The sequence below is a fragment of the Mesorhizobium sp. AA23 genome (assembly GCF_001672435.1).
Classification (GTDB): Bacteria; Pseudomonadota; Alphaproteobacteria; order Rhizobiales; family Rhizobiaceae; genus Mesorhizobium.
This window is the reverse complement of the sequence record NZ_LYTP01000003.1, coordinates 196433-210577: the sequence shown is the minus strand read 5'-3', so window position 1 is coordinate 210577 and position 14145 is coordinate 196433. Positions and strand designations below refer to the sequence as shown.

At 60.9% G+C, this 14145-nt stretch carries 15 protein-coding genes; 4 read left to right on the top strand and 11 right to left on the bottom strand.

Translation table 11 applies throughout. The features are described from left to right. Positions 1-343: 343 nt before the first annotated feature. The 6 genes from A9K66_RS29105 to A9K66_RS05480 form a co-directional block, all read right to left on the bottom strand. A complete protein-coding gene (locus A9K66_RS29105) occupies positions 344-586 on the bottom strand; it encodes a hypothetical protein (RefSeq protein WP_082953725.1) in 243 nt (80 codons plus the stop codon). Positions 587-665: 79 nt separating this feature from the next. Continuing rightward, positions 666-1667 (bottom strand): nucleotidyltransferase family protein, encoded by a 1002-nt coding sequence (locus A9K66_RS05500; protein ID WP_067320670.1) that lies wholly within the window; start codon positions 1665-1667, stop codon positions 666-668. Then, positions 1658-2806 carry a PqqD family protein gene (locus A9K66_RS05495; protein WP_067320667.1) on the bottom strand — a complete coding sequence of 383 codons (1149 nt, stop codon included), beginning with the start codon at positions 2804-2806 and terminating at the stop codon, positions 1658-1660. The genes A9K66_RS05500 and A9K66_RS05495 overlap by 10 nt, the downstream gene beginning before the upstream one ends. Positions 2807-2963: 157 nt before the next feature. Then, positions 2964-3968, bottom strand: coding sequence for a hypothetical protein (locus A9K66_RS05490; protein WP_067320796.1), 1005 nt, complete (start codon positions 3966-3968; stop codon positions 2964-2966). An 8-nt stretch (positions 3969-3976) separates the two neighbouring features. Then, complete coding sequence (locus A9K66_RS05485; protein WP_067320663.1) at positions 3977-4810, bottom strand: hypothetical protein; 834 nt, start codon at positions 4808-4810, stop codon at positions 3977-3979. 43 nt (positions 4811-4853) lie between these two features. Then, positions 4854-6158 (bottom strand): O-antigen ligase family protein, encoded by a 1305-nt coding sequence (locus A9K66_RS05480; protein ID WP_067320661.1) that lies wholly within the window; start codon positions 6156-6158, stop codon positions 4854-4856. A 411-nt stretch (positions 6159-6569) separates the two neighbouring features. Between A9K66_RS05480 and A9K66_RS05475 the strand changes: the two genes are divergently transcribed. Further along, positions 6570-6818, top strand: a complete 249-nt coding sequence (locus A9K66_RS05475) for a hypothetical protein (RefSeq protein WP_066992046.1) — start codon at positions 6570-6572, stop codon at positions 6816-6818. Between the two features lie 84 nt (positions 6819-6902). On the opposite strand, the gene A9K66_RS05470 is transcribed toward A9K66_RS05475, so the two are convergent. Beyond that, positions 6903-7490, bottom strand: coding sequence for a sugar transferase (locus tag A9K66_RS05470; protein ID WP_208720894.1), 588 nt, complete (start codon positions 7488-7490; stop codon positions 6903-6905). Between the two features lie 426 nt (positions 7491-7916). On the opposite strand from A9K66_RS05470, the gene A9K66_RS05465 reads away from it, so the two are divergent. After that, positions 7917-9122 carry a hypothetical protein gene (locus A9K66_RS05465; protein ID WP_067320658.1) on the top strand — a complete coding sequence of 402 codons (1206 nt, stop codon included), beginning with the start codon at positions 7917-7919 and terminating at the stop codon, positions 9120-9122. Positions 9123-9269: 147 nt separating this feature from the next. On the opposite strand, the gene A9K66_RS05460 is transcribed toward A9K66_RS05465, so the two are convergent. Continuing rightward, positions 9270-9956, bottom strand: coding sequence for a response regulator transcription factor (locus tag A9K66_RS05460; protein WP_245299539.1), 687 nt, complete (start codon positions 9954-9956; stop codon positions 9270-9272). A 944-nt stretch (positions 9957-10900) separates the two neighbouring features. Then, on the bottom strand, positions 10901-11509 hold the full coding sequence (locus A9K66_RS05455; protein ID WP_067320655.1) for a cysteine hydrolase family protein: 609 nt from the start codon (positions 11507-11509) through the stop codon (positions 10901-10903). A gap of 159 nt (positions 11510-11668) precedes the next feature. Here A9K66_RS05455 and A9K66_RS05450 point away from each other — a divergent pair, with 159 nt between their 5' ends. Continuing rightward, on the top strand, positions 11669-12700 hold the full coding sequence (locus A9K66_RS05450) for an ATP-dependent DNA ligase (RefSeq protein WP_067320654.1): 1032 nt from the start codon (positions 11669-11671) through the stop codon (positions 12698-12700). Between the two features lie 131 nt (positions 12701-12831). Next, positions 12832-13113, top strand: coding sequence for a hypothetical protein (locus A9K66_RS05445; RefSeq protein ID WP_067320651.1), 282 nt, complete (start codon positions 12832-12834; stop codon positions 13111-13113). 16 nt (positions 13114-13129) lie between these two features. On the opposite strand, the gene A9K66_RS05440 is transcribed toward A9K66_RS05445, so the two are convergent. Next, entirely contained in the window at positions 13130-13954 is an 825-nt protein-coding gene (locus A9K66_RS05440) for a Ku protein (protein WP_067320650.1), read from the bottom strand. 5 nt (positions 13955-13959) lie between these two features. Beyond that, complete coding sequence (locus A9K66_RS30670) at positions 13960-14136, bottom strand: hypothetical protein (RefSeq protein WP_082953724.1); 177 nt, start codon at positions 14134-14136, stop codon at positions 13960-13962. Between the last annotated feature and the right edge of the window lie 9 nt (positions 14137-14145).

The window sequence follows — 14145 nt, the reverse complement described above, 5'->3', positions numbered from 1 at the left end:
CGGGACTTGCCCTGGCGCCGAGCAGCGACGATCCGAGCCACCAAATGAGCCTCTATGTCGTCGATCGCGGCGTGGACAACGACTCGAATCCGACCGAGAACGACGGCAAGATCTATGAATTCCATTTGAACGATTGGCTGCTCGCCTGATCTGACAGGAACGATTTACGCTTGCGCCAACCCGGTCGCCGCCAACAAACAAAATACCCCGACTGCGGCGTGCCGCCAGCGATCGGGGTATCAAAATTGAAGCAAAGACGCGAAAGCGCGCCGCCGGGATCCATTTCCCCGCGACGCGCTTTTGGTTTCTCAAAACGCTGCTTCAGCGACCCTGACGGTCAACCTTACGACTGGCCGGGAGGACCAATGTGAATATGATTGTTGTCGCCCCAGCCGTTGCCCGGGCGTGTTCCTCCCGATTTGGCGATTGCTCTGGAGTTCAGGCTGGTGCCGAGCAGAACCGTTATGGCCGGTGGAGTCACCGCCGCAAAACGCCCTGCCTTCTTGAGAAAGTCCCGGCGCGCCTGAGCCTCTGAAACGAGGACTTCCTGCGTCCTTTCCGAGCGTTTCGTGCTTTCGGTTGGCATGACGATTCTCCCATGCGGGTTCCAAAGTATCACAACAGCTTATGTTTCCCGATGCCAGGATACTAGTTCACCAAAAGGCTTAGATTTTCGCGCTTGGAAGCAAAAGCGTCCGAGCGATGCGCCGCGCGAAATCGGACGAGCCCCCCCTCGCCGAACCCCTGGCGCTTAGAAACCGCCGCGTTCCCCAAATCAAATTCCCGGCCAGGCGCAACGGAGCGCCGATGATCGGGTGGGTTGCCGTGAAGACGCGCCTCCAGTGCTGGAAACGGACGATCGGGCGCCGCGCGCATCTTGCCGGGATCCTGGTTCCGAAGAAGTGGTGCAAGGCCAGGAGCTGGGTATCCAGGGCATTGCGGGCGCTTCGGTCCGACATGGATGCCTGCAGCGCGCTCCAGTCCACGTTCTCGGTCTCCGCCAATTGCGCCAGGTCGTGAAGGTGCCTGAGATCAATCCTTCCGCGCCAATAGTCGCCCTCCTTAAACAGGTCGTGCACGATCCAGTGCAGAGCCCGGGACTGGGCAGTAGGAATATTCACCCACAAATCGTCGTGCTGGACGAGCTTGGGAGGTTCAAAGTCGATCGCCCGGCGCGCCCGGAGTTCCAGCATTCCGGCATCCTGCTCACGCGCCATGCCTCGCTCACCTGCCACCTCGACATAGCCGAGCTCTTCAAGGCAGATTTGGGCGGCAGCCGCTTCGGCCGGCTCCACGGCCAGATCGAGGTCGCTTGTCATCCTGCTGGGAGCCTGGCCGGCCGGCGCAAGGAACAAGGGAACAGCGCCCTTGAGCAGGAGCGGAACGATGCCGCGGCGATTAAGCGCCGCAACGGCTTCGCGCAGTTGCGCACGCAAGCGCAAGTTCCGCTCCCGATTGCAGTCGTGAACGAACTGGAGATATTCGTACACGTCCTGCGGCAGCCGGTGGATCTGGCCGGCGCGTGCGAGGGAGGAGAACAAATCCGGCGTGAGCAAAGTGCGATTGGCCAGGGCGATTACCGCGTGCCAATCGACCCGGTCGGCCGGACTGCCGCGAAGTCCGGCGATCAGAGCCTCGAGCGCGTTACCTCTGTGTCTCACCGGCATGCCTTCGTGATCAGCTCTACTGCATCATCGAGCTTCGAATAATTCAGGCAATAGGTGCCCGCCGATCCGATGACTTCGGTCAGAGTGTCGAAGGCGCTGCCACTCAACTCTCGGCCGGGTGCGAACGCCCCGTTGAGCAGCACACGCAATGCGCTGGCCGGGTCGATCGGCTCGAGGCAAGCTTTCGCGTCGCGACCTCGACGAAGCTGGATTGCATAGCCGATTGGTATGGGAGAGGACGGCACGACCTCGCTGGGCACCGCAAACCGAACTCGCCTGCGGTCTGGCCGGCGACAAACCGGAACAGCGTCGAGATCGGGGAAGCGTTCGGCCAAAAGCGGCCATGCTCCTGCCTTGACGGCAGGCGCAAACGGCAGACCAATGCCATGTCCCCGGGAGTCCAACAGGGTCACATCGTCAGATACGAAACCGAACCCTGCATTGACCAGCGCCAGGGTCAACGTAGTCTTGCCTGCGCCCGGGTTGCCGCAAAGAAGCACGATGCGCTCATTTTTGAGAAGCGCAGCCGCGTGCAGAGCAAGTTCGTAGGCGCTGCGATCGAGGACCTCGATCAGCATTTGCCCTTTCACCATGACGGGCAGCTCGTCGGGCGCGCAGGAAAGAACCCAGTCGCCATCCCGGAACAGGTGGACCCGTCCTTCATGCTCGACCAGTTGGAACAGAATGTCGGCAGTCTCTCGTCGGACCTCGAGATGCCGGAACACGGCGACCGCGGGAAAGGCGCAGGCTGCAGGATACTCGATGCGTACGGAAAGGCCCGCGATCGCGACGACCTGGCTCACAGCCTCTCGAGCCGACACAGACGGCGGTGCGTCGGGCCGTATCAAGCTCAGCCGCTGCCAATCCCTCAGCGCGGCCTCGACATGCCTGTTTGCCTCGATCCCATCGACGCCGGCGCGCGCCATCTCGGCCGAAATGGCGCGCGGCGATGTTCCCTCTTCCAGGGAGCGCCAGATCTCGGCGGCAGTATCGTTGACGGCGAAGATGGCCCGCTGGGAAGGACTGAACAGGATATTCTGCCCCCTGACGCGTGCCAGCCGCCCCTGGGTCACAAACGTGGCCGGGATATGAGCGGTGGAGCCTGGCGGCGCCGTTCCGTTACCCGCCTCGTGATTCATCGAGTAGTCCTCTCCCCCTCTGCCGGAACGCGACGGCGGTCCAACCTGTCGTTGCGAAACAAGTACGTTCAATGGGCGAAGCGACAAGCGTTTCGGCAGGAGTTCACTTCGCCCAACACAGCTAAGCAACCGAATGTTTGCCCCCGAGTGCGACTTCTCACAGCGCTTCGTCGGAGAACCGGGCCACGTTCTGATGCGCCGCAACCCATTGCAGATGCGCCTTGTTCCAGTATTCGCGCGCGTCAGCGCCCGTCAGCACCTTGAAACCGGATGGCGGCAGCGGCAATTCCGAAGGAATTGGTTCGTCGGGCAGCCACAGCAACACGTTGTCCCGGCTTTCGATAGCCAGCCCCCAGGTTCTTTCCAGGCGACGGAGTCCACGCATGTTCACCGAAGCCAATGCGAAAACCGATCCCGTTATCCTCAGCCTGGGTGACTGATCGACGGCCTTGATCGGCGCCTGATGTGTGATTTCGCCCTTGGAGAGAAACGGGTGCATGCGAATGAGGGTTCGATCGATCTGCACTGTCTCCCCTGTCCCATCCCGCTCGTTTGAGGCAGGATCCACGCTGATCCCCGAAAAACAGCCGTCGAACAGGCAATCCTCGACAATGCCGCTGAGCAGGTAGTCGTTCTCCACCGCATCATCCCTGATTTCGCTGAGCCAGCAGCCTTTCAGGTGAAAGCCGTCGGCCCGCGCCGCGAAACGCACGCCATCCCAGCAGCGCCGCGCGCGGACGCCTTCTATTGTCGCATTGGCGGTTCCGTCCCTGACCAGCAGAGCCGCGCTGTTGCAGTAGGTGTCGCGCCAATCGGAGGTCAGCGGCACCTGGCCGTCGAAGCGCCCCCCGATGAAATGAACGTCCGGACAGTTGCGGATGACCACCGGGTAGCGATTGACCGGCAGGTCTCCTTCGTCGCAGCCCATCATCGCGCTGGGCTCAGGATTTCTGCTGTTGGCGACTGTGAAGGAAGCATTCCGGGCATCGATTGTCGCCCCGGCTTCGAGATCCCGAAACATTTGTTGTTCGTAGCCATGCTCGCCCGTCAGAACGAGCTGCTTGCCCTCCGGCATCTGCCCGCCCTCCGCCTGGTACGCGCCCGGCAACAGGGCGAACACGGGAGACAGCCCAGCAAGACCCATGAATGAACGGCGGTTCATCCTCATCCTCATTGACCTGAAGAAAGGGATTGCCGATGCCGGTCGAGACAGGCCGAACGGACCGCCTCGAGAGCTCTCGAGGCCACGGCTTCGGGCGAAGCAAGCCTTTCGATGTCGATAGCCGCCAGCACGCACATGCGATCTTCCGTTCCCATTCCCCGCTCAAGGGCGGCCGCCATTTCGCGGCAAGCCCGATCCGCCGCCGACCAAAGGTCGGGATCGCTGTCCGGAGATGTCCGTTGCAGCCGCGAGGAGCGATCGCCCCTGGTCAGGAGCCGGTCTCTGGCGATGCCGGTCTCGCTGCGCAGGTGGACAAAAACCATGTCATGCAATCCGACGGCAGAAAGCATATCCAGCCAATTCTCGGATGTTTTTCTGCATCTGCTCTTCAGCAATATGGACCAGAATCCCTGCAGCAACCCCTGATCCATTATGATTATTGAATTTCTTCTTGCCCTCTCATGCTGGATAAATGCGACCAGGCTGATAAGATTCCAGACAAGCCTGATGGCATCAAGGCGCGACACTTGCCTGCTTTCGATGACGAAGCGGGCAATTCGAGCAAGCAACGAGCGAAACTCACGATCTAGCAGCCGAGGGGCGACAACGCCCATTCTGTGTATCTGCCTCTCGATGAATGTTCTTCCTTCCCACGCCACTCGCACGTCGCCTACCGGCGGGCCACACCGTCGCAGGCTGTTCGCCAGCAGGCCGGAGGTGGTTGTCTTTCCGACCCCGGGCAGACCAAAGAACTCGACAAATCGAATGTCTGTCCGCAGCGCGCGTGCTTCGACGCTTGGCGGGAGGCTTGCCGCCAGGTCACCAAAACTGTGCGAAGTCATTGGATTTCAGGTGATAAGATGAGCTCTTGGAATGCCCAGGAAATCAAGGCGATATGCGAGGGGCATACTCAACTTCAAGCAGCTGAGACCCGGTCCCGACATACAACCTCGGGGTCTTGGCAAGGCCGGTCTGCAGCGATCGCTGCATGCCGCGGTAGACTATGAGCAAAGCGAGCGGCAGCCAGAAGAAGGCCGCGGTTGACGGCCCGAAGGAATCGCTCATCTGGTTGGCGACCAAGTAGTTCCATACGGCGACCGATGTTCCGAGCACCATGACATTCACTTCGGTCGCTTGTTCGCTCCTGCCCCTGTCGACCAATGTGTGCAGAACGGCGCTGATCAGATAACCCACCACCAGCAGAACCATGATCACCACCAAGGCGAGGCCGGGCACTCCCAGCGTTCTAAAATAATCGATGAACAGGTTGTGGCTGTGCGGAGCGATGTCGCCCACCCATTGCCCTGCGCCCACGCCCATGAACGGATGCGACAGGCCCAGATCGATTGATATCGACCACAGTCGCTGCCGCGAAACGATCGAATGTGCCTCCCCGCCGGAGAGCTGAAGCGACAGCAGCTTGTAGGCCCGTGGGTTCAGGAACTGCAACATCATGAAGCTAGCCTGGAACAATATCGGAGCCGTAACGGTCGCCGCGATCACTGTTACCGGACGCTGCTTCCTTATCACCAGATAGATGCAGTATAGCCCGTAGAACGTGCCGAGACCGACGACCCCAAGAACGAAATTCGTCTTGGATCCCGATTTGACCAAACCCAGCAACCCCGCGAGGAGGCAAACCGACAGGAGGATTCGGTGCCTTCGAGAAGCGACCAGCTTCGCGGCGACAAGCGGCAGACCGGCCGACAAGGCAATTCCGAGCTGGTTTGCGTGCTTGAAATAGCCCTCCGCCCGATCGGCGAATCGAGCATCGCCGAGGCCAATAACGACAAGGCAGGATGTAACAGCAACCATGATGGCCATGGTCATCCCAATCCTGTCGATTGCCTCAAAACTCCTAGGCCTCGCGGCGATCAATGCAATGGTCGGGATAGTGGCGAAACCAAACACCTGGGCGAAGACAGCGCGCATGGTCCTGACCGGATTGTCCGCGTGTAGCGCCGACAGCAGCGATAGAACCATGATGAGGGCAGATGTTGTCAGCACGGCAGTTGCCAGGGCTGTGTCGGTGCGATGCAGACGTTTTGTCGCTTCGGCGTAGGGAACGAGGCTTACCAGGCCGCAGAACAAAGCGAGCAAAAAGGAAATCGAGCCATCGGTTCCGGCAATCCGCGTGGCGCCAGGGAACCATATCGACACGATCAGCAAAAGGATGGAAGCCTGCAGCATCGATGGACGTCACGCTGAAAATGCTATGCAACAACCGCGGGCCGACGCGCTCTTGCCTCGCCAGGCTGCGTCCGGTGCCCCTGTGTCCTGAACGGCAACGCCAAGAAATAGAGACACAACGTTCACTCCAGGACGGTGATTCAAGGCGCGCTGCCGCACCGCGGGTGAATACTCCGCGTACCTATTTCATAAGCAGCGTAGGCGCAGCGGGATGACAAGGAAATGAGCGAAAACGCGTCATTGGGACAAGGTGTCCTACGCCTTTTGTGCAAGGGCTGGTGGTGCTGCGATTCCAGTCTGCCTGGTCGAGATCCGGTCCAGCCGCGGCGGGGATTCGGTGTTGGTGCGGATTTGCACATGTGGGAGACTTGGGCGCGGCACACCGAGTCTTTCACACCGTAGGAGATCGCCGTGCTTTGGGGTCTTGTCGCTGTCGGCGTGATCGGCATTTTGCTCGGATTTCGTGTTCGCGCGCCGGCGCTCATCGTCATGACCGCGGTGATTGTGGTGTTCAGCGCCATTGCAGGCGGCATCGGCAGCCTGTTTGCCTGGGACCGTCTGCTTTCGATCCTGCTTTTCGTTGTCACGCTGCAGGGCGCCTACCTGCTCGGCGTCTTCCTCGGCATCGTGTGGCGTCGCGCCGTGACCGATGAGCATTGACGGACTGCGGCTGCCATTTCGTCGCCGGCGCCGGAATTTTTTTAAAGCGGCGATGCCGCCAATGCTCGCTGCCTTCCTCGGCAGTCAGGACGCATGATCGAATCTCATCACAGCGAAGACCGTCCGAACGAGAATGACGACGTCGGCCCATATGGACCAGTTTCGCACGTAGCGGCTGTCGAGGGAGACACGGCTGGGATAGTCTATTGCGTCTCTGCCCGTCACTTGCCACGCGCCGGTCAGCCCGGGCCGGGTTCGAAGATAATCGATAGCGCAGGCGCCGTAACGTTGCAGCTCGTCGGGGACGACCGGCCGAGGGCCGACGCAACTCATGTCGCCGCGCAGCACGTTGATGAGCTGAGGCAACTCATCAAGGCTCGACTTTCTGAGAATGTGCCCCAGGAAGGTGACGCGCGGATCGTTCTTGAATTTCAAATTCTGCTCCCACTCCTTGGCGGCTTCGGGATTGCTCGCAAGATAGTCGGCCAGAACCTGCTGGGAGTTGGCAACCATGGTCCTGAATTTGTAGCAGGCGAAACGCCTGCCGTTGAAGCCGACCCGAGTGTGAGAGAATATCGCCGGTCCGCCGTCGGTCGCCAATATTAAGAGGGCAACCACAAGCATGATCGGAGCGGCCAGCACAAGCGCGATCGATGCGATGGTGACGTCCATGATCCTCTTGCGCCGCCCCCCAAGCGGACGATGGTTTTGGCCGACGCCTATTCCGGGTCTGCGGGGGTTCGTGTCGAATGCGCTGATTGTCATGAGCTTCGCCAAGGAAAACGGCTGATTTTAGCGCTCAACTTCACGCGGCGGATCATTCCCGGCAAGAACCGAAAAGGAGGTAGCGCCCTATCTGGCGCCGGTTAGCCTCTTAGCCTGAACGCGTATTGCCTGCGCGGTGTCGATAAGCCTTCTGATCAAACGGCGTAACACTGGCACCCATTTTCTGCAGTAGCAGTGTGGGCACCTTCGACTGTATTCGTGATCGACGAAATCAACTGGTCCGGCTAGGGGCGATCCAGACCGCCGACTGAATTCAGGCCCTAGCTCTGATGGCAAGGATGCCGAGAGAATGTCTGGAGCTACTGGTGCCGGATGGGCGAGCCGGCAGCCGTCTGGCAATGCCTGAAAAGCATGCGCGCGCATGCGACGAGATTCGACGAGACAGATCTTCCGCGTCGAAAGAATGCCTGCCAGCCTGTCAGTGGAGCACGCAACGTGACGCCCATTCCGAAGCCTTCGTCCGGTAACTTCCCCGCAAGGCCGGGCGCTCGTCAGTTTCTGGAGGTCGACCATGCGGAAGCACTTGCCGTCGTCCGCAAGCAGATAGCTTTGCTCGATCTTGATCTCTCCGGCCTCACTGTCGTGGCTGGCGCGGCGACGGGCTATCAGGCGGTGACTGCGACAGCCGCGGCGCTCGCCAATGCCGACCGTGTCGTTGCACTCACCCGCGTATCCTCCAGACATCCGAGCCTGGCGGCGGCCGCGGACGCGACGTTGGCATTTGCCGAGTACGCCAAGGTCGCCGAACGCGTGGAAGTGACGAACCGCATCGAAAGCCGCAAATGGCAGGAGGTCGACCTCATCACCAATTGTCCCCAGGTCGGACCGATTTCGAGATCGCTCATCGAGCTCTTGCCCTCTCACGCGGTCGTTGCGCTCATGGCGGAGCCTTGGGAGCTTCGGCAAGGCGTGTTGGACTTCGATGCCTGTGACGAGGCCGGTATCAAGGTTGCTGCTCCAAATCTCGGTCACCCGGCCATAGACCTGATGCCGGAATTCGCGCGCTTATGCCGGGTCCTACTCGAGGATGCCGGTGTCGATCAGCGTGCCTCGAGATTCGCCGTCGTCTGCGACACGCCCTGCGCACCATTCCTCGAACGTATGCTCGCCGAACGTGGAGCAAGAGTTGGTGTTTTTTCGCATCCGGTTCTGCTGACCGATGATGCATGGGAGGTGATCATCGTCGCTATGCGGCCCTCAGCCAAACCACCGATGGACATCAATAGCCTGGGCCGCATCGCCAGGAGAACGCGCCAGGCGCTGCTGGTGCAGTTCAGCGGCGGGATCGACCGCTCGGCCGCCAGCTATTTCGGCCTCAGGGTATGGCCGCCGAAGCGCCCCAACCGCGGCGAGCTGGGCCTGCCGCTCGAGATACTCGGAGCGGCTCCGGTGATCCGCAGACTGACGGGAGGCCTGAAGGCTGCCGAAGCAGCATATCGCGGTGCGGAGTTGGGCCGCGACAGTGTTGGATTTCTCGTGAAGGCAGGATTCGAGATGCTCGACCGGGAACATGCCTGAGCATCGGCCTGAGCGCATCCGTTTCAAGACCTGCAGGCACCGTCCTATTTCTGAATCTCGAAGGGAGGCGGACCTGAAATAGGTCCGCCTCCACGTCGAGGATCGGCGTGCGTCGTTCTATTGCCAGGCACCAGGCCTGGGCAGCCTTCAAAGCATCATCTGTCTAAGCTTGTAGGCCACCTCAGTGCGGTTCGTGGCTTTCAGTTTTTTCATGATGTTGCGGATATGGACCTTGACCGTGCTCTCGCAGAGGTTGAGCTCGTAGGCAATGATCTTGTTGGCCTTGCCTTTCCTGAGCGCTTCCACGACCGCGGCCTCGCGCGAGGTGAACATTCCGGCGAGCGGACGGGCGCCGTTTGCCGTCGAATGGATGATCTCGCGAAGCGCCAGCACGCAGCTGGCAGGCACGAAGATTCCTCCGGCGCGGGCGAGACCGATGGCCTCGGCAGCGACCTTCACCTTGACGCTCGTGGGAATGTAGCCGCGGGCGCCGCATTCGAGAGCCGCAAGGATCTCCCCCGGCTCGTCGGAATCCACCACGACGATTACCGGTACGGCGCCGACCTCGGAGATGAGGTGCACAAGTTCCGCCCGAACGCTCTGGTCGGTCACCTTTCGGGCGCCGAGAATAACGAGGATCGCGGAAGCCTCCGCCCCGCCGGCGACGTGCTGAATCTCATCAAGAGATCCTACGGCGCTGACGCGCAAAGCCGGATTATGTTCGATAAGGCCTCGAGCAAGACATTCGCGCTCGAGTGCCCGCTTGTCCACAATTACCACCAGACCTTCGGTCGGGTGTCCTTCTTCGAGATCAGACGTGCCGAGCCCGTTCACGTCCGTCAGATGCCCGTTCTGCAACGACCCCGTCGCGTCTTTCCAAGACTCGGAAATTTGAAGATGTCCCATCGCCTTATTTACTCCTCTCCGCCGCCGACTTCGCTCGCTCCCCTTTTTATCTTGACTCCCACGCAGGGCTTGTTCAGCGGCATGAACTGATACGCTGTTTACCGTGTGTCGGGCGACTTGCTGCGAAGTGAGGAATAGATTCAAGGAGTAGTGCATACGCCGGCCCAACCCACGGACGTATGGGATCCCCGCTCCATTGAGGTAATCCAGCCTCAAATGCATACTACGATGCTGTGGAAAAGGCGCATTAATCCTGGTTAACAATTTGGTAATTATATCTTAGGTGGCTAATATGACCGAAAGGATGACAACCTTAAGTTGCCATCACAGGAATTCCGCTCCTCAAAGCTGCGCGCGAGCATATCTCGACCTTAGAGCGAGATTTGCGGTTTGAAGCAAACGGCGCCACAGTTCTGAGAAAAACATTGACCTCGGCTGCCGTGCCCCCACCCAACCACTGCAGCCGGGGTTCCTTTTTTGGCCGGCAATCGCAGTCTTGTCGGGCCGACAAGTCAATCTTCGCGCGGCCTATCTCCACAACATCAAAGCGTCGCGCCTCGGAAATACGTACGCCTACCGGTACTAGCGTTTCAGGTTAGGCCTGACTGTCTCGACTCCTTCACGCGTGGTGGTGTCCGGCAATTCGCCGGGACCGTCCGGATTCCGTGTCGGGTTTTCGCGCGTGTCCCTCGGCGGCTTTTGCTTTGGGTTGGGGTCAGACGGATTTGGCTTGCGAGCTTTTTCCCGTTTCGCTGGTTTAGGCATCTACACACTCCCTGCCTGCGCAATTTCGGAGAAACATTGCGGTTCCCGTCAAACAGCAGTTGATCGGTCGCTTTCGGCTGCAGCCGGTGCGGATCGTCCCATAACGTTCAGGTCCAGGCCGAAAGGACCGTCTCCATCTCGACGGTCTCGACCTGTTGCGCGAAGCGCTGATGGTAGACGGTCATCAGGGCATCGTGCGTCGCGTCCGATGAACTGCAAAGCGCATCCGTGACCAGCACCACGCGATATCCGATGTCGATCGCCCCAAGGACGGTTGCAAGCACGCAAACATCGGTTTCGCCTCCCGTGACCACCAGGGTGTCGATGCTGCGCGCGGCAAGTGCCCTCTGCAGTCTGCCCTCCGGCCAGGGCGAATAAACATGCTTGTCGATCACCTGCGCCGGCGGACAGAAGGATGACAGCGGCGGCAGCAACCCGACCATTTCTCGCCCGACATTTTCGATCGTCATCGACGCCCAGCGCTCATAGTAGCGCCTCCAGGTGCCGGCACCCAGGCCAGGCTTTTCAGCCGGCACGAAGCGCGTGAAAAGGGTCTGCTCGGCTTTCCATTCGACGAGGCTGACGATCCTCGGAAGGACGCGGGTGATCCACGGCGTGGCCCATTCCGAAGGTTCCGCGAACAATTTCTGCATGTCGACGCATAGATGCGCGCAGCGCTCGCCCAGAGGACCATAGCTCAAGCCGGAAGCCGACATCGGATTTCCTGTCGGAAGTTCATGTTCGCTCTGGTGAAGAAGTGCCCGACGCGGTCAAAGCTCGACATTTCGTTTCTGAACTTTGGTGAGGCAACGCCTCGCCGTGCAACTCGTTCCCGTCGATCGGAAACTACAGGTGTGGTCGAACGTTCTACGGAGATGGAGACCTCCAGGATTACGTCCCAACCGGCGATCTCGAGTCCCGAGTTTCCGCTGTCTTTGGATACGCCGCCGATGGAGGCGCGGACCGCGGACGCCTTGCCTGAAGGTCCCTGGCAGTACGAACCCAAATGGGACGGGTTTCGCTGCCTGGCCTTCAAAGGCCGCGACGCCGTCGAGCTTCGCGCCAAATCCGGCAAGCCGCTCGGCCGCTACTTTCCCGAACTGACCACGATGCTGCGCGACCTCGCCGCAAGGCAATTCGTCGTGGACGGCGAGATCGTGATCGAGATCGACGGGCGCGTCTCCTTCGACGCGCTGCAGATGCGCCTTCATCCGGCCGAGAGCCGTATCCGCAAGCTGAGCGCGGAATCACCGGCGCGGTTGATCCTGTTCGATGCACTGGCTGCCCCGGGAGGCGAGATGTTGCTCGATTTGCCCTTGCCCGATCGGCGCCGGGCGATCGAGGACTTCGTTGCCAGGGCAGAGAACGCCGGGCTGAAGCTCTCGCCGGCCACAACGAGCCTCGCGACCGCCAGACGATGGTTGCGCGGCGCCGGCCGAGGTGCCACCGATGGCGTGGTCGCCAAGGCACTGGCCGAACCCTATCGCCCGGGCGAGCGAACCATGATCAAGGTCAAGCGGCTGCGCACAGCAGACTGCGTGGTCGGTGGCTTTCGCTACCTGAGCGGCAAGCGCCAGATCGGCTCGCTGCTGCTTGGCCTCTACAACGACCGTGGCCAGCTCGACCATGTCGGCTTCACCTCGACCATCGCCAGTGACGAGCGAGCGGCGCTGACCAAGAGGCTTGAAGCGTTGCGCGGCGGGCTCGGCTTCACCGGCAAGGCACCCGGCGGCCCGAGCCGCTGGAGCACCGAGCGCAGCGGAGAATGGGAGCCGGTGCGGCCCGAATTGGTCGTGGAGGTCCGCTTCGACCATGTCACCGGCGACCGATTCCGGCATGGAACAAGGCTGGTGCGCTGGCGGCCCGACAAGGCGCCGCGCCAATGCACGTTCGAACAGATCGCGTAGGGCACCTACCAGGGAGAGGCGACGCCACAACGGCCGCCACTTGCTGCAACGGGCGGAACCACCAATCGCCTGAGCGGTTTTCCAACTGAGCGAACCGCGAGCCGGATAGGCTTGCAGCATTGGAGAACGAGATGGACCCGCGTAAAAAGCAACGCACCGCAAATCAGGACGAAACCGAGGCTCCGGCAGTCGAGCAGCAGGACTGGGACGCGCTTGAGGGCGGCCGGATCCTGCCCGACAGCGTCGCCGTCAACGGCGACCCGCAGGACGATGAAGAAGCGGATGGAACGCTCCCCGAAGAAGACGACGACAATCCCTATCAGGAAAGTGACGAGGCACTCCCGGACGACGAGGAGGAGCGGGTCCTCGCGCGCGATCCCTCCAAGGAAGGAAGCCGGTTCGACGAGGTCTGAGCGGCCTTTCTTGGCGTCAAGCTGACTTGCGTTTGCCTTGCTTCGCGCCTTTCGCGGCGATGCCCTCCTTGGCAAGGCTTTTGCGCAGAACGTCGGCCAGATTGATGACGTTCTCACGCGGTTTCGGCGCCGCCTTGGGCAGCTTCTTGCCTTTGCGCTTGGCCTCGATCATGGCTATCAGCGCGTTCTCGTATGTATCCTCGAATTTCGAAGGATCGAACTTCGACGCCTTCTTGTCGATCAGCAGGCCGGCGATCTCGAGCAGGTCCGCCTCGTAGTCCTGCTTCTTCAGCCCTTCGAACACCGTCGCCTCCGAAACCATCTCATTGCGGTCCCGCAGCTCGGTGAGAAGCATTCCCTTGCCGAAGGGCTGGATGAGAACCTCGCGTCCGCGCTGGTAGAGGACGACACAGGATCGCGCCGCCACCCGTTTGTTCTTCATGGCCTCCCGAAGGACATTGAACGCCTCTGCGGAAGCATCCTCCGCCGGAATGAGGTAATAGGGCTTTTCGAGATAGCGCGTGTCGATGTCTGCGACCGGCACGAACTCGCCGATTTCCAGCGTGTGCTCGGAGGTTAGTTTCAGCGCCTTGATCTCCTGGGGCTCTATCTGGATGAAATCCTCCTTGTCGGTCTCGAAGCCCTTGACTTGGTCCTCGGCGTTCACCGGTTCGCCGGTCTCCTCATCCACATAGGCGCTTTTCACCGGCAGGCCGTCCCTCCGGTTCAATATCCTGAAATGGATTTTCGACGCTTCGCTGGTGGCGCCGACGATCTTGACGCCGCATGAAACCGATCCGACCTTCATGAAGCCTTTCCAGATCGCGCGAGGCGCAGCCATCGAGCTTACTCCGTCCGGATGCGCCCGGCAGGCGCCGGCGGATCGTCGGTTTCATCGGGATTTGGGCGCGGCACCTCGTCCGGCAGCCCGTGCCGCTCCGGCTTCCTGACCGGCTCCGGTTTCCAGCTGGGCGCCGGCATCGGCGTGTCGCGATCGGGATCCGGTTGTCTGGGGTCAGGCATCGAAGTTGG

What these genes read in the sequence shown, in the direction of transcription:
- A9K66_RS29105 (WP_082953725.1), bottom strand. Translation starts at nt 586, where the DNA reads ATGCCAACCGAAAGCACGAAACGCTCGGAAAGGACGCAGGAAGTCCTC.
- A9K66_RS05500 (WP_067320670.1), bottom strand. Translation starts at nt 1,667, where the DNA reads ATGCCGGTGAGACACAGAGGTAACGCGCTCGAGGCTCTGATCGCCGGA.
- A9K66_RS05495 (WP_067320667.1), bottom strand. Translation starts at nt 2,806, where the DNA reads ATGAATCACGAGGCGGGTAACGGAACGGCGCCGCCAGGCTCCACCGCT.
- A9K66_RS05490 (WP_067320796.1), bottom strand. Translation starts at nt 3,968, where the DNA reads ATGAACCGCCGTTCATTCATGGGTCTTGCTGGGCTGTCTCCCGTGTTC.
- A9K66_RS05485 (WP_067320663.1), bottom strand. Translation starts at nt 4,810, where the DNA reads ATGACTTCGCACAGTTTTGGTGACCTGGCGGCAAGCCTCCCGCCAAGC.
- A9K66_RS05480 (WP_067320661.1), bottom strand. Translation starts at nt 6,158, where the DNA reads ATGCTGCAGGCTTCCATCCTTTTGCTGATCGTGTCGATATGGTTCCCT.
- A9K66_RS05470 (WP_208720894.1), bottom strand. Translation starts at nt 7,490, where the DNA reads ATGGACGTCACCATCGCATCGATCGCGCTTGTGCTGGCCGCTCCGATC.
- A9K66_RS05465 (WP_067320658.1), top strand. Translation starts at nt 7,917, where the DNA reads ATGGGCGAGCCGGCAGCCGTCTGGCAATGCCTGAAAAGCATGCGCGCG.
- A9K66_RS05455 (WP_067320655.1), bottom strand. Translation starts at nt 11,509, where the DNA reads ATGTCGGCTTCCGGCTTGAGCTATGGTCCTCTGGGCGAGCGCTGCGCG.
- A9K66_RS05450 (WP_067320654.1), top strand. Translation starts at nt 11,669, where the DNA reads ATGGAGACCTCCAGGATTACGTCCCAACCGGCGATCTCGAGTCCCGAG.
- A9K66_RS05445 (WP_067320651.1), top strand. Translation starts at nt 12,832, where the DNA reads ATGGACCCGCGTAAAAAGCAACGCACCGCAAATCAGGACGAAACCGAG.
- A9K66_RS05440 (WP_067320650.1), bottom strand. Translation starts at nt 13,954, where the DNA reads ATGGCTGCGCCTCGCGCGATCTGGAAAGGCTTCATGAAGGTCGGATCG.
- A9K66_RS30670 (WP_082953724.1), bottom strand. Translation starts at nt 14,136, where the DNA reads ATGCCTGACCCCAGACAACCGGATCCCGATCGCGACACGCCGATGCCG.